19 protein-coding genes and 1 pseudogene are annotated in these 20,939 nt (G+C 68.4%); 6 read left to right on the forward strand and 14 right to left on the reverse strand.

The genetic code is table 11. The features are described from left to right. The 10 genes and pseudogenes from H5J31_RS18985 to H5J31_RS39885 form a co-directional block, all read right to left on the reverse strand. Nucleotides 1-203, reverse strand: a pseudogene (locus tag H5J31_RS18985) (SCO3242 family prenyltransferase); the annotation flags it as partial. Further along, entirely contained in the window at nucleotides 200-1,357 is a 1,158-nt protein-coding gene (locus tag H5J31_RS18990; protein ID WP_181773937.1) for an inositol-3-phosphate synthase, read from the reverse strand. The pseudogene H5J31_RS18985 and the gene H5J31_RS18990, both read right to left, overlap by 4 nt. A gap of 120 nt (nucleotides 1,358-1,477) precedes the next feature. Continuing rightward, nucleotides 1,478-2,647, reverse strand: coding sequence for a Gfo/Idh/MocA family protein (locus tag H5J31_RS18995; protein ID WP_181773938.1), 1,170 nt, complete (start codon nucleotides 2,645-2,647; stop codon nucleotides 1,478-1,480). Between the two features lie 40 nt (nucleotides 2,648-2,687). Beyond that, nucleotides 2,688-3,740: a substrate-binding domain-containing protein gene (locus tag H5J31_RS19000; RefSeq protein ID WP_181773939.1), complete on the reverse strand. Its 1,053-nt coding sequence runs from the start codon at nucleotides 3,738-3,740 to the stop codon at nucleotides 2,688-2,690. Nucleotides 3,741-3,762: 22 nt separating this feature from the next. Beyond that, nucleotides 3,763-4,740, reverse strand: a complete 978-nt coding sequence (locus H5J31_RS19005; RefSeq protein WP_181773993.1) for an ABC transporter permease — start codon at nucleotides 4,738-4,740, stop codon at nucleotides 3,763-3,765. A gap of 35 nt (nucleotides 4,741-4,775) precedes the next feature. Then, nucleotides 4,776-6,278 carry a sugar ABC transporter ATP-binding protein gene (locus tag H5J31_RS19010; RefSeq protein ID WP_181773940.1) on the reverse strand — a complete coding sequence of 501 codons (1,503 nt, stop codon included), beginning with the start codon at nucleotides 6,276-6,278 and terminating at the stop codon, nucleotides 4,776-4,778. Beyond that, nucleotides 6,275-7,504, reverse strand: coding sequence for an ROK family transcriptional regulator (locus tag H5J31_RS19015; RefSeq protein ID WP_181773941.1), 1,230 nt, complete (start codon nucleotides 7,502-7,504; stop codon nucleotides 6,275-6,277). The genes H5J31_RS19010 and H5J31_RS19015 overlap by 4 nt, the downstream gene beginning before the upstream one ends. Nucleotides 7,505-7,819: 315 nt before the next feature. Next, nucleotides 7,820-9,022: an ROK family transcriptional regulator gene (locus H5J31_RS19020; RefSeq protein ID WP_181773942.1), complete on the reverse strand. Its 1,203-nt coding sequence runs from the start codon at nucleotides 9,020-9,022 to the stop codon at nucleotides 7,820-7,822. Nucleotides 9,023-9,032: 10 nt separating this feature from the next. Beyond that, nucleotides 9,033-9,716: an MFS transporter gene (locus tag H5J31_RS39880; RefSeq protein ID WP_236005259.1), complete on the reverse strand. Its 684-nt coding sequence runs from the start codon at nucleotides 9,714-9,716 to the stop codon at nucleotides 9,033-9,035. Between the two features lie 86 nt (nucleotides 9,717-9,802). Beyond that, nucleotides 9,803-10,312, reverse strand: coding sequence for an MFS transporter (locus H5J31_RS39885; protein WP_236005260.1), 510 nt, complete (start codon nucleotides 10,310-10,312; stop codon nucleotides 9,803-9,805). 91 nt (nucleotides 10,313-10,403) lie between these two features. Here H5J31_RS39885 and H5J31_RS19030 point away from each other — a divergent pair, with 91 nt between their 5' ends. Together H5J31_RS19030 and H5J31_RS19035 are read left to right on the forward strand one after the other, a co-directional pair. Next, nucleotides 10,404-10,961, forward strand: a complete 558-nt coding sequence (locus tag H5J31_RS19030) for a TetR/AcrR family transcriptional regulator C-terminal domain-containing protein (RefSeq protein ID WP_181773943.1) — start codon at nucleotides 10,404-10,406, stop codon at nucleotides 10,959-10,961. 57 nt (nucleotides 10,962-11,018) lie between these two features. Continuing rightward, nucleotides 11,019-11,795: an isocitrate lyase/PEP mutase family protein gene (locus tag H5J31_RS19035; protein ID WP_181773944.1), complete on the forward strand. Its 777-nt coding sequence runs from the start codon at nucleotides 11,019-11,021 to the stop codon at nucleotides 11,793-11,795. 142 nt (nucleotides 11,796-11,937) lie between these two features. Here the strand turns inward: H5J31_RS19035 and H5J31_RS19040 are convergent, their stop codons facing one another. Then, entirely contained in the window at nucleotides 11,938-12,600 is a 663-nt protein-coding gene (locus tag H5J31_RS19040) for a response regulator (protein ID WP_181773945.1), read from the reverse strand. Beyond that, nucleotides 12,597-14,144, reverse strand: a complete 1,548-nt coding sequence (locus H5J31_RS19045; protein WP_181773946.1) for a sensor histidine kinase — start codon at nucleotides 14,142-14,144, stop codon at nucleotides 12,597-12,599. Before H5J31_RS19045 ends, H5J31_RS19040 begins: the two co-directional genes overlap by 4 nt. A 133-nt stretch (nucleotides 14,145-14,277) precedes the next feature. On the opposite strand from H5J31_RS19045, the gene H5J31_RS19050 reads away from it, so the two are divergent. The 4 genes from H5J31_RS19050 (at nucleotide 14,278) to H5J31_RS19065 (ending at nucleotide 18,993) form a co-directional block, all read left to right on the forward strand. Continuing rightward, nucleotides 14,278-15,246, forward strand: coding sequence for a Bug family tripartite tricarboxylate transporter substrate binding protein (locus H5J31_RS19050; RefSeq protein WP_181773994.1), 969 nt, complete (start codon nucleotides 14,278-14,280; stop codon nucleotides 15,244-15,246). Further along, entirely contained in the window at nucleotides 15,243-15,740 is a 498-nt protein-coding gene (locus tag H5J31_RS19055) for a tripartite tricarboxylate transporter TctB family protein (RefSeq protein ID WP_181773947.1), read from the forward strand. Before H5J31_RS19050 ends, H5J31_RS19055 begins: the two co-directional genes overlap by 4 nt. Beyond that, entirely contained in the window at nucleotides 15,740-17,257 is a 1,518-nt protein-coding gene (locus tag H5J31_RS19060) for a tripartite tricarboxylate transporter permease (RefSeq protein ID WP_181773948.1), read from the forward strand. The genes H5J31_RS19055 and H5J31_RS19060 overlap by 1 nt, the downstream gene beginning before the upstream one ends. Nucleotides 17,258-17,556: 299 nt before the next feature. Then, nucleotides 17,557-18,993 carry a DUF1996 domain-containing protein gene (locus H5J31_RS19065; RefSeq protein WP_181773995.1) on the forward strand — a complete coding sequence of 479 codons (1,437 nt, stop codon included), beginning with the start codon at nucleotides 17,557-17,559 and terminating at the stop codon, nucleotides 18,991-18,993. 425 nt (nucleotides 18,994-19,418) lie between these two features. On the opposite strand, the gene H5J31_RS19070 is transcribed toward H5J31_RS19065, so the two are convergent. After that, on the reverse strand, nucleotides 19,419-20,108 hold the full coding sequence (locus H5J31_RS19070) for a hypothetical protein (protein ID WP_181773949.1): 690 nt from the start codon (nucleotides 20,106-20,108) through the stop codon (nucleotides 19,419-19,421). Between the two features lie 122 nt (nucleotides 20,109-20,230). Further along, nucleotides 20,231-20,932 carry a Crp/Fnr family transcriptional regulator gene (locus tag H5J31_RS19075; RefSeq protein WP_181773950.1) on the reverse strand — a complete coding sequence of 234 codons (702 nt, stop codon included), beginning with the start codon at nucleotides 20,930-20,932 and terminating at the stop codon, nucleotides 20,231-20,233. Nucleotides 20,933-20,939: the final 7 nt, after the last annotated feature.

Genomic DNA, 20,939 nt, shown 5'->3' on the forward strand with positions numbered 1-20,939 from the left:
CGCTCGGGACGCTCGACGGCGTCGAGCTTCCGGTCCGCCCAGTCGTTGAGGGCCATCCCGGCCCAGTAGAAGGCGACCGACGACAACGGCAGCAGCAGCCGTCGCCCGGTCATCCTGAGCCCGGCGGCGGCCGAGCCGGCGACCGTGTCGCCGAGCACGGTCAGCGCGGCGGGCGCGCGGACGAGTTCGATGTAGGCCTTCACAGGGTTCCCGCCCAGGTGATCAGGCGGGCGGTCTGCTCGGCGAAGCGGTGTTCGTCGCTGCCCAGCGGGTCCTTGAAGAAGAAGCCGAGTTCGGTCAGCGCACCGCTCCGGCCGTCGGCGTGCGCCGAGGCGACCAGGCGGGCGAGGTCGAGGATCAGCGGCGCCGCGAGCGCGGAGTCGTAGCCGGTCCAGGTGAACTGCAAGCTCATGCGCGCGCCGAGGAAGCCCTCGAACGACACGTGGTCCCAAGCGGTCTTGACCTCGCCGAGGTCGGGCACGTTGTCGATGTGCAGCGGCGCGGTGACGTCCTCGCCGAGCAGCGCCGCGAGCCCGCGGGCCTTCGATTCCAGCTTGCTGTTCGCGGTCACCGGGTCGGCCAGGGTCTCGCCGTCGCCGCCGCCGAGCAGGTTGGTGCCCGCCCACGAGCGGACCTTCAGCGCCCGCGCGCTGAACATCGGCGCGAGGACGGTACGGAGCAGGGTCTCGCCGGTCTTGCCGTCGGAACCCGCGTACGGCAGGCCTTCCCGTTCCGCGAGCTGTCCCAGCGCGGGCAGGGTGATCCCGGCCGACGGCGTGAACTCGACGTACGGGCTACCGGCCTTCAGTGCCGCGTAGGCCGACAGCGAGCTGGAAGGGAGCACCGCCCGCGTCGGGTCCGCGAGCGCCGTTTCGAGCAGGCCGAGGTCGTCGTGTTCGGGAAGGTGGGGGCACGGGGCCTCGGTGGAGGACACATTGACCACCACGACCCGCGCGAGGTCGTGCCGGTCGGCGAAAGCTCGGATGTCCGAGGTCAGCCGCGCGGCCGCGTCGGCCTGGGCACCCGCATGCGTCGCCGGGTGGTAGCCGTCGCGGATCTCGGCGTCCACTTCGGCCAGCCCGGACCGGACAGCGGCGAACACCGAGTGTCCGAACACGCCGGCGTGCGCCAGTTGTTCGGCGCGCTTCTCCAGCGGGGTGTGCACGATGTCGTGCCCGCCGAGGACCAGATCGTCCCAGCCCGGCAACGGCACCCCGGCGAACGCGGGCAGCTCGGTCACACAGCCGGACGGGCCGGTCACTCCCGCGCGAAGGGCCAGCAGGCCCACCGCGGCGGTCGTGGCAACAGACCCCCTCGCGCCGATCAACCAGATGCCAGTACGCTCGTCAGCAGGCATTTCTCCACCTTTCCAAACCCGGAACGTCCAACGGGTGCTTCTCTTCGGATGATCGGACGTTTCGGATCGAACCTAGTCGCAGTGATGTACGTCCATGCGACTTTCGGCTGGATCTACTCCTCAGTTACTCCCCTCCGCAGTGACGCCGGGCACAGCGGTCCATCGGGCCTCGTCGGCGGCGCTGCGCTCGACCGCGTCGAGGACCATCTGAACCCTCAACCCGTCTTCGAAGGACGGTGCGGGATCGGTGCCTTCGCCGATCGCGGTGAGCAGATCGGCGACCTCGTTGGTGAAGGTGTGCTCGTAGCCGAGGAGGTGCCCCGGTGGCCACCACACCCCGACGTACGGGTGCTCCGGTTCGGTGACCAGGATCCGGCGGAACCCGGCCTCGGTGGCGGGCTGGCCACCGTCGAACCACGACAGTTCGTTCATCGATTCGAAGTCGAACGCGAGGCTCGCCTTCGACCCGTTGATCTCCAGCCGCATCGCGTTCTTGCGGCCCAGCGCGAACCGCGTCGCCTCGAAACTCGCCACGGCCCCGCCGGAGAACCGGCCGAGGAACAACGCGGTGTCGTCGACGGTGACCTGCCCGGTACCGCCGTCGCCGTCCGGCCGCTCCTTGACGAAGGTGTTGGTCAGCGCGGAAACCCCGGTGACGAACTCGCCGGTGACGAACTGGGCGGCGTCGACGATGTGCGCGCCGAGGTCACCCAGCGCCCCCGAGCCCGCCTTGTCCTTGTGCAGCCGCCACGTCATCGGCGAGTTCGGGTCGGACAGCCAGTCCTGCAGGTAGACCGACCGCACGTGGCGGATCTCGCCGAGCGCCCCGCTCGCGACCAGTTTCCTGGCGTGCGCGAGCGCGGGCACCCGGCGGTAGTTGAACGCCACCATCGACCGGACGCCGTTCGCCCGGGCCTTCGCGGCGGCCTCGGCCATCGCCTCCGCTTCGGCGAGGGTGTTGGCCAGCGGCTTCTCGCACAGCACGTGCTTCCCGGCTTCGAGCGCGGCGATCGCGATCTCGGCGTGGCTGTCACCCGGCGTGCAGATGTCGACCAGGTCGACGTCGTCGCGGGCGATCAGCGCACGCCAGTCCGTCTCGACGTCTTCCCAGCCGAACCGCTCCGCCGCGGCCTTCGCCCGTACCTCGTCACGGCCGCCGAGCACGGCGAGTCTCGGGATCAGCGGTGGTTCGAAGAACCGGTGCACGCTGCGCCACGCGTGCGAGTGCACCGCACCCATGAACGCGTGGCCCACCATGCCGATCCCGATCGTTTCCCTTGCCGTGCTCATGCCCCTCCTAGGTCCGCGTGCGTGTGTCGGGAGTGCTGGATCAGGAGTCGAAACCGACGTCCATGTACTTGTCGACGTTCTCCTTGGTGACCACCGCGGAGTACGTGGTGATCTCGGCGGGGATCTCGTGCTCGGCGAAGTCCCCGGCGCCCTTGTTCTGGCCCAGCAGCCGCGCGAGCGAGATCGCCGAGGAAGCCATCGACGGGCTGTAGAGCACCGTCGCCTTCAGCGGTTCGGCGTCGGACTTGATCAGGTTCATCGCGTTCTTCGAACCGGCGCCGCCGACCATCAGGAAGTCCTTGCGGTTCGCGTTGTTGATCGCCGCGATGACACCGACACCCTGGTCGTCGTCGTGGTTCCAGAGGGCGTCCAGCTTCGGCGCCGACTGCAGCAGGTTCGACGTCTGCTGCTCACCCGACTCCGGCGTGAACTGCGCCGAGACCCGCGGGCCGACGGCGAAACCCTGACGCGCCAAGGCGTCCTTGAAGCCCTTGCTGCGTTCCTGGGTCAGCGGCAGCGAGTCGATACCCGCGACCTCGCCGATGACCGGGCTGGCGATGTTCTTCGCCTTCAACTGCTGGGCGATGTAGTTCCCGGCGTTGACGCCCATCCGGTAGTTGTCGCCACCGATCCAGGTGCGGTACGCGAGCGGGGTGTCGAAGACGCGGTCGAGGTTGATCACCTGGATACCGGCGTCCATCGCCTGCTGGCCGACGGCGGTGAGCGCCTTGCCGTCGAACGGCAGGATCACCAGGACGTTGACCTTGGCGTTGATCAGCGTCTCCACCTGGGAGATCTGCTGGTTGACGTCGTTGGTGCCCTCGGTCGCGTTGAGCGTGACCTCACTGAACTTCTGCGCCTGCGCGCGGGCGTTCTTGGTGATGGCCGCCATCCAGCCGTGGTCGGCGGCGGGCGCCGAGAACCCGATGGTGACCGGGTTCCCGGGCTGCGAGTTGGCGCCGGCGTTCGCGACGTTGGCGGCGTTGTTCTGCGCCGGTGCCTCGTTCGAGGTGCACGCGGTCAGCAGCGCACCCGCTCCGACCGCGGCGCCTCCCAGCAGGAATCGGCGACGGTGCAGGGATTGTTCGGTCATGACGACTCTCCATCCACGGTGATCAAGTACTCGTCTTGGTTTTCTTGACGGAGCGGAACTGCAGTAGCGCGGCCAGCACGATGATCACGCCCTTGGCGATGTTCTGGATGTCGGTGTCCAGATTGTTGAGCGTGAAGATGTTGGACAGCACGGTGAAGATCAGCACGCCGATGAGGGTGCCGATGAGCGAGCCGCGGCCACCGGTGAGCAGCGTGCCGCCGATGACGACCGCCGCGATGGCGTCGAGTTCGTAGAGCATGCCGTTGGTCGAGGCGCCCGCGGTGGTGCGGGCGACGACCATCAGCGCGGCGATACCGCAGCACAGGCCGGCGACGCCGTAGACGAGTGCGGTGTGCCGCTTGACGTTGATGCCCGCCAGCCGGGACGCCTCGGCGTTGCCGCCGACGGCGTAGGTGCGGCGGCCGAACGTGGTGCGGTTCAGCACCACCCAGCCGACCGCGAACACCAGCGCGAACATCCAGATCAGCACCGGGATGCCGAGCAGGTCACCGCGGAAGAACTCGAGGAAACCGGCGTCGGACACGACCTGCGTACGGCGGCCGCTGATGCGTTCCGCGAGCCCACGGGCCGAGACGTACATCGCGAGTGTCGCGATGAACGGCACGATCTTCCCGTAGGACACCAGGAGTCCGTTGACCAGACCACAACCCAGGCCGACCAGGAGTCCACAGAGGATCATCACGAACGGGCCGTAGGACTGGGTGGCCAGTGTGGTCAGCCAGACGCTGGAGAGTGCCACGATCGACCCGACCGAGAGGTCGATACCGCCCGCGATGATCACGAACGTCATGCCGACGCTGACCACGCCGATGGCCGCGGCCAGCCGGAGGATCGTGGAGATGTTGCCTTCGGTGAAGAACTGGTCGGGCCGGGTCACCTGGCCGACGACGCACAGGATCACCAGCACCCCGGTCAGCGCGAGCAGCCGGGAATCCAGTGAGAAGTTCCTTCGGTTTTCCTTAGGTGGTACGGGTTCCACGGCGTTTCCCGTACGCACCGACTCGGCTTGGTCAGTCACGCCGCACTCCCCTCGAGAATCACGTCGAGCACATCCGCCTCTGTCAGCTCCGCAGACGGCCTTTCAGCCAGGACATGTCCTTCACGCAGCACCAGCACCCGGTCGGACAATCCGAGTACCTCGGGGATCTCGCTGGAGACCAGCACGATCGCGACCCCGGTCGCGGCCAGTTCGGCGATCAGCCGGTATAGCTCGGCCCGCGCTCCGACGTCGACCCCGCGCGTCGGCTCGTCCAGCAGCAGCACCCGGCAGCCGCGGACCAGCCAGCGCGCGAGCACCGCCTTCTGCTGGTTGCCACCGGAGAGCGTGCGGATGATCCGCTGCGGGTCGGCGGGCCGGAGATCGAGGCGCCGCAGGCTTTCCCCGGCGTCCTCCAGTTCGCGCGAGCGATCCGAGAAGCCGAAATTCGCGTACTTGGAGAGGCTGGCCAGCGTCACGTTGTGCGCGACGGACAGGTCCAGCAGGAGGCCCTGGCTCTTGCGTTCCTCCGGCGCCAGGCCGATTCCCGCCTTGACCGCCGCGGACACACTGCCCGGCCGGATGACGGCGCCGTCGACCGAAACCGTGCCCGCGTCCTGCTTGCGCGCACCGAAGATCGTCTCCAGCAGTTCGCTGCGCCCGGATCCGACGAGACCCGCGATACCGACGACCTCTCCGGCGTGCACGGTGAAGGTGACGTTCTCGAACTCGCCGACGGTGGTCAGGTTCTCCACCTTGAGGACCTCGGTGTCCGGGTCCACATGCTCCTGGTGGCGCGGGCCGAACACGGTCTCGACCTTGCGGCCCGCCATCAGCGCGACGAGGTCCGAGGTCGGCGTCTCCTTCGCGTCGAGCCCGGTGGAGACGGTCTTCCCGTCCTTGAGCACGGTGACGCGGTGCCCGATCCGGCGGAGTTCTTCGAGCCGGTGGGAGATGTAGATGATCGCGACGCCCTCAGCGGTCAGCTCGCCGACGATGCGGAACAGGTTGTCGACCTCTTCCCCGGCCAGCGCCGCGGTGGGCTCGTCCATCACCAGCAGTTTCGCGTCGTACGCGAGTGCCCGTGCCATCGAGACCAGCTGCTGTCCCGCGGCGGAGAGCTTGCCGACCTCGGTCGACGGTGTGATCTCCGGATGCCCGAGCCGGGCCATCAGTTTGGCGGCCATGGCGCGGGATTCGCTGATCTTCGTGAAGCCGAACGACGAACGTTCACGGCCGAGGAAGATGTTGTCCGCCACGGAAAGGCCGGGCACCAGGTCGAGTTCCTGGTACATGGTCGCGATGCCGATCTTCAGCGCGGCGACCGGCGACGGCAGGGTGACCGCCTCGCCCTGCCAGGTGATCTCGCCTTCGTCGGGGCGGTGTGCCCCGGCGAGGACCTTGATCAGCGTGGACTTGCCCGCGCCGTTCTGCCCGAGGAGACAGTGCACCTCGCCGGGTTCGACGTCGAAGTCGACCCCGTCGAGCGCACGCACCCCCGGGAAGGTCTTCACGATCCCCCGGACGGAAAGCAGAGTCATGCCGGCGCCTCCTCGGCCTCGGTGGCAAGCGGAACGAGCGTCGGATCGGCGAAAAGCCGTTCGGTGGCAAGGTGCGCGGCGCCGCGTAACGGGGCGGTGGTACCCAGCGGTGACGTCACGACGCGACAGGCGGGTTCGTGGCCGAGCGGCCGTGCGGACAGTTCGCGGCGTACCGGCTCGACCAGCCACTCGCCCAGTTCGGCGAAGTAGCCGCCGAGCACGACGACGTCCGGGTCGAGGACATCGACCACAGTGGACACCGCGATACCGAGTGCGACCCCGAGTTCCGAGACCGCCGCGACCGCGCGCTGATCGCCGCGCTGCACGCGATGTTTGAGCAGCCCGACCCGGCCGTCGACGCCGAGCGCGGGATCGTGCAGCGGGTCGCCCGGCGACGCGGCGCCGCGCAGCACCGCGTTGAGCCCGGCCTTGGTCTCCAGGCAGCCGACGCGACCGCACTGGCATTGCTCACCCGACGGGTCGACGGTGATGTGCCCGACCTCGCCGGCGAACCCGCGGGCGCCGCGCAGGACCGCGCCGCCGGAGACGAGTCCGCCGCCGACACCCATCCCGCCGCTGAGGTAGAAGAGTTCGCGCACCCCGGCACCGATCCCGGCGACCGCCTCGCCGACCGCGCCGAGGTTGGCCTCGTTGTCGACCGCGATCGCGTCGGCAGGCAACCCGAGCCGCGCGGCCAGCAGATCGGCGATCTCGGCGTCACGCCAGCGCAGAGTGGGTGCGAACCGGAGCACGGCGGCGGCCGAGTCGACCAGGCCGGGGACCGAGACGGTGACGCCGACCGGCTGTTCGTCGCGCAGCACCTGACCGGCGAGGAAGGCGAGTTCGTCCATGCTCCGGTGGAGTCCGAGCGCGGCGACGTCGGCCGTCTCGGTGCGCTCGGCGATGACGCGCCCGTCGAGATCGGTGACGACGGCGGCGAACCGATCGGCCTCGACGCTGAGCGCGAGCCCGTAGGCGCTGGCGCCGTTCAGCTCGACCAGCTGGCTCGGCCTGCCGTTGCCACTCGCCTGGAGTCCGGCGGAGCGGACCAGGCCACGTTCGGAGAGCTCGGTGATCAGACCGGAGACGGCCGCCTTGGTGATCCCGCAACGCGCCGCGAGCTGGGTACGCGAGAGCGGCCCCGCACGCAACGCCCGCAGGAGCGCGGCGAGGTTCGCCGTGCGTGGGCTGACCGGGTCCAGCTGCCCGGGATCAGTCGCGGCCACACTGCCCTCACTTACGAATCGGCCGTAACAAACTTTGTTACTTAGCCAGCGAAAGTAGGGTGACAGCTGTCACTCGTCAAGGTGACAACAAGACAGAAATGCCCTCCGTCACCCGAATAGCCGTTCCAAACCGTGCAGACTTTCGTACTTTGCGAGCGAAAGTCTGCACGATCTTGACGTTACTAATCGGAATCAGGTGGACGCTCACCGTGCCACCGAAGCTCGACTCGCCCGCGCTATGAACGACCCGTTCCTTGCAAATTTTGCAAGGAACGGGTCGTTCATAGCGCGGGTGGGAAGGGCGGACGGGCGCGGTCAGCTACTGAGGGTGAAGGCCCGGTCCGTAGCGGACCAAGCGGCCCCGATGACGCCGGCGGTGTCGCCGAGCTCGGACAGCACGATCGGTAGGTTCCCGGTCGCCAGCGGCAGCGACCGCCGGTAGACGGCGCTGCGGATCTCGGCGAGCAGCTGGTGCCCGAGCTGGGCCACGCCACCGCCGATCACGACCATGCCGGGGTTCACGAAACTGACCAGGGACGCGACCACCTGGCCGAGTCGCCGTCCGCCGTCGCGGATGAGGTTGACCGCGCCGAAGTCGCCCGAAGCGGCCGCGCGGCCGACGTCCTGGGCGGTGATCGCGCCGCGCTCCGCGACGACGTCGGCGAGGTACACCGACCGTCCGCTGCGGGCGAGCGTCAGCCCGTCGCGGGCAAGCGCGGCGCCGCCGAAGTACGCCTCGAGGCAGCCGACCTCGCCGCAGGCGCAGGTCGGGCCGTAGTCGTCGAGCCGGATGTGCCCGATGTCGCCCGCGGTTCCGGCGACCCCGCGGTAGACCTTGCCGCCGAGCACGATCCCGCAGCCGATGCCGGTACCGATCTTGACGAACACGAGGTCGTCGATCGAGCGGGCGACGCCGGCATGCCGTTCGCCGAGCGCCATCGAGTTCACGTCGTTGTCGACGGTGACCGGGCAGCGCAGGAGCCCGCCGAGATGGTCACGGACGGAGAACCGGTCCCAGCCGGGCATTATCGGCGGCGCGACCGCCATGCCCTCGGCGAAACTGACCGGACCCGGCAGGCCGATCCCGGCGGCGATCAGCTTGCCCGGCTCGTCCGCGCGGATCTTCTCCGCCAGCGCGGCGACCCGCTTCAGGACCGCGTGCGGACCCTGCCGGACGTCGCAATCCTCGACGGTGTGCACCAGCACCTCGCACGAAGCGTCGGTGAGGGCGACCCCGACCGACGTCGCGCCGACGTCGACCGACAGCACCCGGAGGTCACCCGCCAGCCGCACCAGCGTCGAACGCCTGCCGCCGCGGCTCGCCGACGGACCCGCCGTCTCGACCAGGCCGACCTCCGCCAGCCGCGCCACCTCCGCACCCACCCGGGCACGCGGCAGCTCCAGCCGCTCCCCCAGCTCGACCCGGGACATCGGGCCCTCGTCCCGCAGCAAGGTGAGCAACTGGGTCTGGTGCCGGGTTTCGACCATCGGATGCTCCGTGGTGGATGCCGTGCTCATTCAGCCGAGCCTACGGCGTTCCCCTCCCGGTGTCCCGAATGCCACGACGGAGACGGGCCTCGGTCCGGACGAGAATCCACGACGGGATCACCACGATCGCGGTGACGCCGACGATCCACCAGTGTGCGTCCGCGATGGCCGCCGCGGTTCCCGGGGCGGCCACGAGCCGCGCGGAGACGATCGCGGTCAGGATCGACGTCCCGAACGAAGCGCCGATCCGTTGCAACATGGCGAAGATCGGCATCGCGTGGGAAATCTTCTCCCGGGGCACCATCAGCAGTCCGGTCGCGAGCGCCGGGGTCGTGGTCAGGCCGATCCCGCAACCGCGGACGATCTGGACCAGCGAGAGCCACCGATAGTCGTCCGTCCCGGTGAGCAGTGCGAGCGGCAACGCCGCCACCGTTCCGAGCGCGAGCGGCGCGGTGAGCAAACCGGTGGCGACGAGACTCTCCTGCCGGACGTCCAAGTAGTACAGCGGAAGCACGATCATCGCGCCGAACAAGGCGATCCCCATTCCGAAGATCACCGCGGCGGCCGAGGAAAAGCCGTTGTCGCGGAACAGTCTCAGATCGAGCAACGGGTCGCGCGACCGCGACGCCGTGATGACGAACGCGGCGAGCAGGACCACGCCCGCGATGGTCGAGACCGGATCTGACTCGGCCACGCCGTACACCAGCGATGGCAACCCCGTCATGGCCGAGAGCAGACTCGGCCAGTCCAGCGATCGCGCCCCGGCAGGCGCCTGAGCCGGTAACCATTTCCGGCCCAGCACCACACTGATCAGCGCGATAGCCCCGCGGCCAGCAGGCTTCCGGACAGTGTGCCGAGCACCGGCGCGAGAGAGATCGGGATGCTCAGCACGGTCATCATCCGGCCGAGCCGCTTCGGTCCCGCCGCCATTGCGAACAGGATCTGGCCCGCCGGGACCAGCAGCCCGCCCGCCGCCCCTTGCAGGACACGGAAAACGATCAGCGCCTCGATCGACGTCGCCATCGCGCAGAGCGAGGAGAACGCCGCGAAGAGGCCGACGCACACCAGCCAGAGTCTCGTCGCGCCGAACCGGCGGCTCGCCCAGCCGCTCACCGGGACCATCGCGGCGAGCGCGAGCAGATAACCGGTGGCGATCCATTGCGCGGTAGCGAGCGGCGCGTCCAGCTTCGCGGCGATCGCGCCGAGCGCGACGTTGACGACGGTCGACGTGAACATCGACAGGAACCCGCCGAGGGTCAGGATCGACGCCATCTCCCACAACGCCGGCGTGATGCGTTCTTCGTTGTCGCGCCCGATCATCCGATCACCATTCTTATCACTGTTAAGATCTTAACGATGATAAGATTCACCCGGGTTGTCAAGTCCGATATGGACCGGCGAAAGTGTGCCCATGGTCGTTAGACGGGATGGCTACGTTCGAGCCGCGCTCGAACTCCTCGACGAGGTCGGGCTCGACGGGTTGAGCCTGCGCAAACTCGGGGACAAGCTCGGCGTCCAGGGTCCCGCCCTGTACACGCATTTCAAGAGCAAGCAGGCGTTGCTGGACCAAATGGCCGAAACCATGCTGGACGACGAACTGTCCTTGCTGGACGATCCCGAGTCGGCGGACGACTGGGCCGAGTGGCTCGCCCGCCGCGCCCGCACCATCCGCCGCACGCTGCTGTCCTATCGGGACGGGGCCCGCCTGCACGCCGGCTCCCGCCCGACCGAGCAGTCCGCGATGACACCGCTGATCAAACCGTTGCTGGCAGCCGGTTTCTCCGAAGTGGACTCGACGTACGCGATCCTCGCCATCAGCCGGTACACCCTCGGCTGCGCGATCGACGAGCAGCAGTACGCCGAGGACGAGTCCCTGATCGACCACGACGAGGATCCGGCCGATTCCTTCGAGTACGGCCTCTCAAGCCTGATCGCCGGACTCAAGGCGGCCGCACCCCGGCAGCGCTGACGTCGATGTCGCGAATCCGCCAGACCCCGAAGCCCCGGGACTGCTGGACTGACCGCCATGACGACCGACAACGCCCGGCTGTTCCGTTCCCTGCACGTCCCGTCGAGCCCGCTGGTGCTGGCCAACGCTTGGGACGTCGCGAGCGCCCGGCTCATCGAGGACGCCGGTGCCGCGGCGATCGCCACCACCAGCGCCGGGGTGGCGTGGAGCCTCGGCACACCCGACGGGGATCTGCTGAACGGTGACCTGGCCGTCGACCTGATCGCGCGGATCACCCGCGTGGTGCGGGTTCCGGTGACCGCCGACATCGAAGGCGGATACGCGAGCACGCCGGAAGGGGTCACCGAAACCGTCGCCGCCGTCGTGGCCGCGGGCGCCGTCGGCGTCAACATCGAAGACGGTCCGCGCCCGCCCGAAGAGGTGGTCCCGCGGATCGCGGCGGCCCGCGCGGCGAGCGAGGAACTGTTCATCAACGCGCGGATCGACACGTTCCTCCGGGGCCTCGGCGGCGTGCCCGAGACGCTGGAACGCGCGGCCGCCTACCTCGCGGCGGGCGCGGACGGGATCTTCGTCCCCGGCGCCACCGACCCCGCCGTGATCACCGCACTCGTCGAAGGCATCGACGCACCCGTGAACGTGATGGCCCACCCCGGCGCGCCCAGCGTCGAGGAACTGGCCGCACTCGGCGTCGCGCGGGTGAGCGTCGGTTCCGGGATCAGCCAGGCCGCCTACGCCGTCGCGCGGGAAAGCGCCCGGGAACTGTTCGCGACCGGCACTTACTCGCGCCTGGAGGAGGCCGTCGGTTACGGCGAGCTGAACGATCTACTCGCCTGACCGTCGCAGTTGGTCGACTACTTGCGATCGCGTCAGGTGCGGCGTTGCGAAAGCCACTTTCGCAACGTTCAGTGTTGCGAAAGTGGCTTTCGCAACACCGCCTCCCGGCAGATCGCGGATGAAGAGATCCCCTTTTTGTCACTCACGACCACAGGTAGCGCCGCTCCGGCCGCCCCGTCCCGCCGTACTTGAGGTTCACCCGGGCCTTCCCGGTCGCCACGAAATGCTCGAGGTACCGGCGCGCGCTCACCCGCGCGACGCCGGTCGCCTCGGCGCATTCGCTGGCGGACATCCCGCCTTCCGCACCACGCAGCGCGGTCTCCACGAGTCGCGCGGTTTCGGCGGTGAGTCCCTTGGGCAGCACGGGTTTCGCGCTCGGCCGTGCGCCGAAGACCTGGTCGACGTCGGCCTGTCCGGCCTCGGCGAGCCGATCGAGGCGCTGGTGCAGCGTGGCGAAATGGGTGAGCTGATCCCGCAGGGACGCGTACTCGAACGGCTTGATCAGGTAGTGCAGCACCCCGCCCCGCATCGCCTGCCGCACGGTCTCGACATCGGTGGCGGCGGTGATCACGATGACGTCGACCTCCTCGGTCGCCCGCAGTTCGCGCAGCACGGAAAGCCCGTCGAGGTCGGGGAGATAGACGTCCAGCAGCACCAGATCCGGTTTCAGTTCCCGCGCCAGCCGGATCGCGTCGGCGCCGGTGTGCGCGACCCCGACGACGGCGAACCCCTCCGTGCGGGAGACGTATCCACTGTGGACTTTCGCGACCATGAAGTCGTCGTCGACGACGAGTACCCGGATCATCGCGGAAGCCTTGCCGTGAACACCGCGCCATCCTCGTTGTGCACCTCGACGGAACCGCCCCGCCGCACGCACGCCTGCCGGATCAGTGCCAGCCCGAGCCCACGCTGCCCGTGCGCCGCGGCCTTGGTGGTGAACCCGTGCTCGAACACCTCTTCGGCGATTTCCGGGGCGACACCGGGCCCGGAATCGCGGACCTCCACACGCACTTCTTCATCCTCCTGCCGTACGCCGACCTCGATCCAGCCACGCTCGCCCCGCTGCTTGCTCGAACTCAGCGCGTCCAAAGCGTTGTCGACGAGATTTCCCAGCACCGTCACCAGATCCGTGGACAGCGCGTCCTCGACGCGGTCCAGTTCGCTGTCCGGAGCCATCCGCAGTCCGACACCGCGCTCGGCGGCCAGCGACGCCTTCGCGATCAGCAGCGCCGCCACCGCCGGATCGCCGATCCGCGAGCCGACCTCCGCGCGCCACTCCCCCTGCGCCGAACTGATCCGGCTGACGTAGCCGCGGACCTCTTCGTATTCCCCGAGTTCCAGCAACCCGGAGATGGTGTGCAGGCGGTTGCTGAATTCGTGCGCCTGCGCGCGCAGGGTGTCGGTGGCGTGTTTGCTGGCGTCGAGTTCGTCCCGCAGCGTCATGAGATCGGTGCGGTCCCGCAGGGTGACGACGGCGCCGCGGACGTCGATCGGCATCCGGTTCAGCGTCAGCACCTTCCCCTGCCGCAACACGATCTGGTCGGCGCCGGTCGCACGTCCGGTGAGCACGTCGCGGATCCGCTCGTTGAGATCGAGGTCTTCGACCGACCGGCCGACGGCGTCCTCCGGCAACGCCAGCAGCGCGCGGGCGTGGTCGTTCACCAGCGTGATCCGGTGCTTCGGGTCCAGGCCGACGACACCCTCCTTGATGCCGTGCAGCAGCGCTTCCCGGTTTTCCACCAGCGCGGTGATCTCGTGCGGTTCCAGGCCGAGCGTCTGGTTCTTGACCCGGCGGGCCAGCAGCAGCGAACCGCTCACGCCGATCACCAGCGCGACACCCAGTACTCGCAGGGCGTTGTCCGGTGAGTCGAGCACGCCGGCGAAGAAGCCCGGCGACTTCGAGCTCACCGCGACCATGCGGACCGCCTTGGCGCCCTTCGCGTCGAGCACCGGGACGTGCGCCACGATCGAGCCGTCGAGTTCGCCGACCCAGGAGCGTCCAGAAAGGACAGTGCTTTCCCCGATGTCGAGCAGTGTCCGCACCTGACCCGGATCCGGTGACGCGAGCACGTAGCGGTCCGCTCCCGCGATCACCACGGAGTCCACGCCGGAGAAGCTCCGCGCGGTCTCCGCGGGCGCGTTCAGTTCGAACGGGCCGTTCTCGAGGTCGCCCACGACGCCTTGCGCGGCGACACTCTCCGCGACCGAAAGCGCCCGCCGTCCCTCGGTCGTGCGGAAGTTGTTCCCCGCCTGGACGACGGCCAGCACGCCGACCGCGCACAGTAGGCATACGACGACGACAAGTTGCCACACGAGGAGCTGACGGGCGAGCGAACCTCGAGCACCCATGCGCCACCTCCGTGTGACCAGAAAGAACAAAACAACCCTTAGGCCCGCAAGCGGGACATCTCTGTTTACACGAGTGCAACATGTCCAACCACGCGGCAGAGAGGCGGGGATCACAGTGAAGCCCAGTAGCTGGTTGGCCATCGCGGCGGCGCTTGTCGCCGTCTTGCTGGTGCCACCCTTGCTCACCCCGGGCAGCGAGGCCGACGAAGGCGCGCAGATCCGGTCCATGCGGGTGCTCGTCCCCAACGCGCCCGGCGGCGGCTACGACATCACGGCCCGCACGGCGACCAAGGCGATGGAGGACGCGGACCTGCTCGGCAACGCGGAGGTCTTCAACCTCCCCGGCGCCGGCGGCACGGTCGGCCTGGGCCGGACGGTAGCCGAACGCGGCAACGGCAAACTCGTCATGTCCATGGGACTCGGCGTCGTCGGCAGCGTGTTCACGAACAAGTCGCCGTCCTCGCTGCTCGACACCACGCCGGTGGCGAAGCTGATCGAAGAGTCGGACATCGTCGTGGTCGGCAAGGACTCGCCGTACAAGACGATCGACCAGCTCATCGCGGCCTGGAAGGCCGATCCGGGCGGTGTGCAGGTCGGTGGCGGTTCGTCGCCCGGCGGGCCGGACCACCTGGCGCCGATGCTGATGGCGAAGGCGGTCGGGCTCGCGCCCAAGGCGGTCAACTACGTGCAGTTCGACGGCGGCGGGGAACTGCTCGCGTCGGTCCTCGGCGGCAAGGTCGCGTTCGGCGTCTCCGGGGTCGGCGAATACCGCGACCAGATCCAGGCGGGCACGCTGCGGGTGCTGGCGGTGACCAGCGAGAAGCGGATCCCGGGGATCGACGCGCCGACGCTTTCGGAGTCCGGTGTGGACGTGAAGTTCACCAACTGGCGCGGGATCGTCGCGCCGCCGGGCATCACCGAGTCCGACCGGCAGAAGCTGGTGAGCCTGTTCGACCGGCTGCAGAAGACGCCGCAGTGGCAGGAAGCGTTGCAGCGCAACGGATGGACCGGGGCATTCGCACCCGGGGAGCAGTTCGGTTCGTTTCTCGAAGAGGAGAACACTCGGGTGGCAACGGTGCTGAAAGAGCTGGGTCTGGCATGACGACCACGTGGCTGAAGGAGCGCTCCGAACTCGGGGTGAGCGTGGTCCTCCTGGCACTCGGCGTGCTGGTGCTGACCGACGCGCTGAGCATTCCCACCGACTTCGCCCAGCGCGGCCCGGTGGGGCCGAAGGCGGTGCCGATCCTGGTCGGCTCGCTGCTGCTGATCGTCGCCGTGCTGCTGGCACGCGACGTGCTGCGCGGCGGCAAGGGCGAGGCCGAAGGCGGCGAGGACATCGACCTCACCGAGCCCGCCGACATGCGCACGGTCCTGTTGCTGTGCGGCGCTTTCCTGGCCAACGCCGCGCTGATCGGGCTGGTCGGGTTCCCGATCTCGGGCGCGATCCTGTTCTGGGGCGCGGCATACGCGCTCGGCAGCCGCAACCTGGTCCGTGACCCGCTGATCGCGGCGGGCATGTCCGTCGTGACCTTCCTGATCTTCAACAACCTGCTCGGTGTCCCGCTCCCCGGTGGCCCGTTGATGGAGGTGTTCTGATGCTTCAGCAACTCATCGACGGCTTCGGCACCGCGCTGACGCCGACCCATATCGCGATGGCGGCGATCGGCGTTCTCCTGGGCACCGCGATCGGCGTACTGCCGGGGATCGGCCCGGCCATGGCGGTGGCCCTGCTGCTTCCGGTGACCTACGGCCTGGAGCCGACCGGCGCGTTCATCATGTTCGCCGGCATCTACTACGGCGGGATGTTCGGCGGCTCGACGACGTCGATCCTGCTGAACACCCCGGGTGAGAGCGCGGCGGTGGTCGCGGCCATCGACGGCAATCCCATGGCCCGCAAGGGACGCGGGGCGCAAGCGCTTGCCGCGGCCGCGATCGGGCATTTCGTCGGCGGCATCCTCGGCACGATCGCCCTGGTCGTCCTGGCCCCGCTGATCGCGAAGTACGCCGTCGACATCGGCGCGCCGGACCTGTTCGCGATCATGGTGCTGGCCTTCATCGCGGTCACCTCGGTGCTCGGCAGTTCCCGGATCCGCGGCGTGGCGTCGCTGTTGATCGGGCTCGCCATCGGCCTGGTCGGCCTGGACGAGATGACCGGCCAGCAGCGGCTGACCTTCGGCTCGCTGCACCTGGCCGACGGTATCGACGTCGTCATCGTCGCGGTGGCGCTGTTCGCGGTCGGCGAGTCGCTGTGGGTCGCCGCGCATCTGCGGCGCAACGCGTTCAAACCGATCCCGGTCGGCAGGCCGTGGCTCTCGCGCTCCGACCTCAAGCGGACGTGGAAGCCGTGGCTGCGCGGACCGCTCATCGGGTTCCCGTTCGGCGCGGTACCCGCCGGTGGCGCGGAGATCCCGACGTTCCTCTCGTACGTGACGGAAAAGCGGCTCTCGAAGCACAAGGACGAGTTCGGCAAGGGCGCCATCGAAGGCGTCGCCGGTCCGGAGGCGACCGCTTCGGCGTCCGCCGCCGGGACCCTGGTCTCGATGCTGACGCTGGGCCTGCCGACCACCGCGGTCGCGGCCGTGATGCTGGCGGCGTTCCAGCAGTACGGCATCCAGCCGGGACCGCTGCTGTTCGAGCGGGAGTCTTCGCTGGTGTGGGGCCTGATCGCCTCGCTGTTCGTCGGCCTGACACTGCTGCTGGTGCTGAACCTGCCGCTGGCGCCGCTGTGGGTGAAGCTGCTGCGGATCCCGCGGCCTTACCTCTACGCGGGCATCCTGTTCTTCGCCAGCGTCGGCGCGTACGCGGTGAACGCGGACATCTTCGATCTGCTGGTCATGTTCGTGATCGGCCTGCTCGGTTTCGCGATGCGCCGCTACGGCCTTCCGGTGCTGCCGGCGATCATCGGCGTCATCCTCGGCCCGGCCGCCGAACAGCAGATGCGGCGCGCGCTGCAACTGAGCGACGGCAGCCTGGGCGGGCTGTTCAACACCCCGTTCTCGATCGTGGTCTACGCGATCATCCTGCTGATCCTGTTCTTCCCGTTGATCAAGCGTTTCCTACCGACCCGTCCCACCGCCGACGAGGCGGAGCCCAAGGACAAGGTGGACGCCTGACCTGCGGGAACACCAGGAAGACCCGGCCTCGACTGCCCCGAGGCCGGGTCTTCTTTCGTCATCCGTTTGAACCACCTCTTGTCGCTGTACGTGTGCGGAGCATCACCTCGTCTCAATATAACGAAAGGATAACGGCGAGATCGCGTTTTGAACCGGTCGTGCGCTGGGGCCGTTTCAGCCAACGCGGGGTCAGTGACGCCGGTGATGCCGGTGACGCATCCCCCGGGCCCCGCGCAACGACACCGAACGAGGTGAACAATTTCATGCCCCGTAACCAAAGAACCGCCGGCCGCCACCGCATGGCACGCCGCACCAAGGTCGCCACCGGCGCCATCGCGCTGTCTCTCGCCGTCGGCGGGATCGTCGTCGTGAACACGACCGGAACCCCCGACACGGCCAGCGCCGACAGCGCGGACAAGTCGTTCTTCATCGACATCGCGAAGGTCCCTCGCGGCAACAACGTCAACCTCGACCTCGCGAAACGAGGCGCCCGAGGGACGTTCACCGTCGACTGCGGCCGTAACGAGAACGGCCACTTCAACGGCGACAACTTCATCGCGCAGCCCGGTGTCCGCAATGGAGCCGAGCATCTCCACGACTATGTCGGGAACCTCTCGACCAACGCGGATTCGAACAACAAGAGCCTTTCCCGCGCGGGCACCACCTGCAAGAACGGTGACAAGTCGGCCTACTTCTGGCCGGTCATCCGGATCAACGCCGAGGAAGAGGAAGAAAACGCGGCGGCGAACGAGGAAAAGCTCGCCGCGGACCGCGAGAACGCGGCCAAGGACGAAGCCTCGCCGCAGGCCGACTGCCCCGACGTCGCCAGTGAACTCGAAGACGTCCCCGACCAGGCCATGGCCGCGGTCAACGAAAACCTCATCAAGATCGACCAGGAGGTCGACAACGCGAACAACCAGCTGGCGCAAGGCAAACAGGCCGCCCAGGTGCTCGACGACCTGAAGAACCAGCGGAAGTCGACGATCAAGAAGATCGGCGACCAGATGAAGCAGGCAGGCAAACCGATCGCCAAGCCCGAGGACCAGCTCACCGGCTGCGCGGTCAAGCAGAACGGCGAAGGCGGCCTCGACAACGGCGGCGAGAACAGCAGCGTCGTCAAGGCCGGCGACGTCGAGCAGAAGAAGGCCGACGGTAAGGCCGCCGATCTTCCGCCCGCCAACGAGAACAACGAGATCGGCGACAACAAGGGTGAGATCCAGCGCCCCGCGAAGGTGGACCTGACCTTCACCAGTGGCGGCGCCCGCCGCGTCGTCGCGATGCCGAAGTTCCTGCGCGTGCTCTACGGCGACGCCAAGCAGTCCACCAACGGCCCGGCCAACGCCCGGCCCAGCTGGACCTGCAGCGGCTTCGAGGATCGGCTCACCGAGCTGTACCCGATCTGCCCGCAGGGCAGCAAGGTCACGCGTGTCCACTCGTTCCCGAACTGCTGGGACGGGAAGAACACCGACAGCGCCAACCACCGCACGCATATCGTGTTCTCCGACCGCAACGGGAAATGCCCGCGCGGCTTCAAGAACGTGCCGCAGCTGCGGATCACGCTGACCTACGACATCCCGCTGGACGTCCAGCGCGACGGTCACTACGCGGTCGACGCTTTCGCGCAGGAGAAGCACAACCCGCGCTCCGACCACGACGACTTCGCGAACGTCATGTCGCAGTGCCTGATGAACCAGCTCGTGAAGTGCATCAACAGCGGTAAGAGCTGCCGCCAGTAGCGCTGCCGTCCGTCCGTGAAGGCCTCCTTCCCTACTCTCAAAGTAGGGAAGGAGGCCTTCACGGGCTTGAGAATTGCGGGGCGTGGCGAGGATGGTCCCTTCGGCCCTCGGCCGGGAGGCGCTGTCCAGCGTTGCGAAAGCCACTTTCGCAACGTTGAAGGTTGCGAAAGTGGCTTTCGCAACATGAGGGGGCGGGCCGCACGCAGGAGCGGAACCTCGCGTCGGGAAAGGGTCTTTCAGGACGTTTTTCGTCCTGAAAGACCCTTTCCCGACACTTGGGAATTGCGGGGGCGCGGCGGGGATGACCCGCGCCCCCACCCCCCGCGCCGGGGGTCCGGTTTCTGGCCCGGCGTAGGGGTACCGGGCCAGAAACCGGCGAGCGGACCGGCCCTCCCTCCCTGGAGGCCGGGCCGCCCGGTCTGGGGCTAGGCCGTCGTCGACAACCTGCTCACGCGGTCGAACACGAGCGGCGCGGGCATGGCCGGGTTCACTTCGGCCAGTACGGCGTCGGCGTCCAGACCCGGCAGGTGGATCCAGGCGCTGTCGGCGAAATCCGGGGTGGTGACGCTGATCCGGCCGCAGCGAGCGGGCGGGACCAGCGCGACACTGAACGGCTCGACCACGTTGCGCCACACCGATTGCGAGACGATCATCCCGGCGCCGAACTTGTCGCCGGTCGGGTCGAGGCGGCACCAGTAGCCGACGGCGTCGTTGAAGGTCGACGCGCACAGCAGCCGGGTCAGTGTGATGTACGTGCGGTGGTAACGGTGGTTGTCCGCCATCGGTCCCATGTGGACGGCGACGCGGGCTCGCATCGGGACCCGGGCGTAGCGGTTGCGGGTGCGCAGCAGGTGGTCCAGATGGAACACGACCTCGCAGAGCTGCCCGACGGCCCGGTCCGGGTACGCGACCATGAGTCCGTCCCCGGTCTCCCGGAAATGCCGTGCGTCCCCCGGCGCGAGCCCGACCGCGTTGAAGGAGCGGGAAACCAGCGTTTCCATCTCAGTCTTCATCGGGTCCAGCAGGTCATCACTGGCCTTCGACGAACCGACGATGTCGACGGCGAGCACGGCATGGGTGTGCGCGTTGTAATGACCTGAGGTCAGCACCTGCATCTCTGCGACCCCTCCCCTGATCGGTGAAAACTGGCGGGCAGGTTGCAGTGTTCCCACTCTTCACCGGAAGTTCTGTTCGGAACCGAACAGAACCTGACCACGCCATGGTCAACGCCAGTGAGCTAAGTCACACCTTTTTCCGTGATCACCCGCAATGCGTCACGGTCGATCACGGTGATCGCACGGCGCGAACTGGCCACAACTCCCGCCTTCCGGAGCTTGTCCAGTGCCTGCGCGACCATGGTCCGGCCCATCGGGATGAACTGCGCGAGTTCGTCCTGGCTCAGCGGGATCCCGATCCGCCAGCCGGCCGGAGTCCGGATGCCACAGACGTCGACGAGGTAGTCCAACCGCGTCGCGACCCGCGCCACCGCCTGCGGTTTCCACGACTGCGTCCGCTGACGCTGGGCGAGCACGAACCGGCGGGCGACGCTGACGAGCACCTCCCGCATCGCCGACGGATGGTCCAGCAGGAACCGGTTGAACTCGCTCGCCGCGATCCGCCGGACGTGGACCTCCTCGATGGCGACGACGTCGGCCATCCGGATGCCACCGGCGATCACCGCGATCTCGCCGTGCAGATCGCCGGGGACCCCGACGTCGAGGATGACCGTCGCCCCCATCCGATCGGCGCTGGTCACCTTCACGTAGCCGTGCCGCAGCAGCATGACGAAGTCGCCGGGCTCACCCGCCCGCATCAGCGCCTGTCTGCTCTCGTAGGTCTGCGGGGTGCCCATTTCCAGCAACCGCGCACGGACGGGTTCGTCCAGCCGCTCCAGGAACGGACGTTCTCTTTCTTCGGCGGCCTCCGGGCCCAAACCCACGAAACAC

The organism is Amycolatopsis pittospori (assembly GCF_013870525.1).
Taxonomy (GTDB): Bacteria; Actinomycetota; Actinomycetes; order Mycobacteriales; family Pseudonocardiaceae; genus Amycolatopsis; species Amycolatopsis pittospori.

Bases quoted from the DNA above. Each gene is read 5' to 3' on its own strand.
- H5J31_RS18990 (WP_181773937.1), bottom strand. From the start codon at position 1,357: ATGCCTGCTGACGAGCGTACTGGCATCTGGTTGATCGGCGCGAGGGGG.
- H5J31_RS18995 (WP_181773938.1), bottom strand. From the start codon at position 2,647: ATGAGCACGGCAAGGGAAACGATCGGGATCGGCATGGTGGGCCACGCG.
- H5J31_RS19000 (WP_181773939.1), bottom strand. From the start codon at position 3,740: ATGACCGAACAATCCCTGCACCGTCGCCGATTCCTGCTGGGAGGCGCC.
- H5J31_RS19010 (WP_181773940.1), bottom strand. From the start codon at position 6,278: ATGACTCTGCTTTCCGTCCGGGGGATCGTGAAGACCTTCCCGGGGGTG.
- H5J31_RS19020 (WP_181773942.1), bottom strand. From the start codon at position 9,022: ATGAGCACGGCATCCACCACGGAGCATCCGATGGTCGAAACCCGGCAC.
- H5J31_RS39880 (WP_236005259.1), bottom strand. From the start codon at position 9,716: ATGACGGGGTTGCCATCGCTGGTGTACGGCGTGGCCGAGTCAGATCCG.
- H5J31_RS39885 (WP_236005260.1), bottom strand. From the start codon at position 10,312: ATGATCGGGCGCGACAACGAAGAACGCATCACGCCGGCGTTGTGGGAG.
- H5J31_RS19030 (WP_181773943.1), top strand. From the start codon at position 10,404: ATGGTCGTTAGACGGGATGGCTACGTTCGAGCCGCGCTCGAACTCCTC.
- H5J31_RS19035 (WP_181773944.1), top strand. From the start codon at position 11,019: ATGACGACCGACAACGCCCGGCTGTTCCGTTCCCTGCACGTCCCGTCG.
- H5J31_RS19040 (WP_181773945.1), bottom strand. From the start codon at position 12,600: ATGATCCGGGTACTCGTCGTCGACGACGACTTCATGGTCGCGAAAGTC.
- H5J31_RS19045 (WP_181773946.1), bottom strand. From the start codon at position 14,144: ATGGGTGCTCGAGGTTCGCTCGCCCGTCAGCTCCTCGTGTGGCAACTT.
- H5J31_RS19055 (WP_181773947.1), top strand. From the start codon at position 15,243: ATGACGACCACGTGGCTGAAGGAGCGCTCCGAACTCGGGGTGAGCGTG.
- H5J31_RS19060 (WP_181773948.1), top strand. From the start codon at position 15,740: ATGCTTCAGCAACTCATCGACGGCTTCGGCACCGCGCTGACGCCGACC.
- H5J31_RS19065 (WP_181773995.1), top strand. From the start codon at position 17,557: ATGGCACGCCGCACCAAGGTCGCCACCGGCGCCATCGCGCTGTCTCTC.
- H5J31_RS19070 (WP_181773949.1), bottom strand. From the start codon at position 20,108: ATGCAGGTGCTGACCTCAGGTCATTACAACGCGCACACCCATGCCGTG.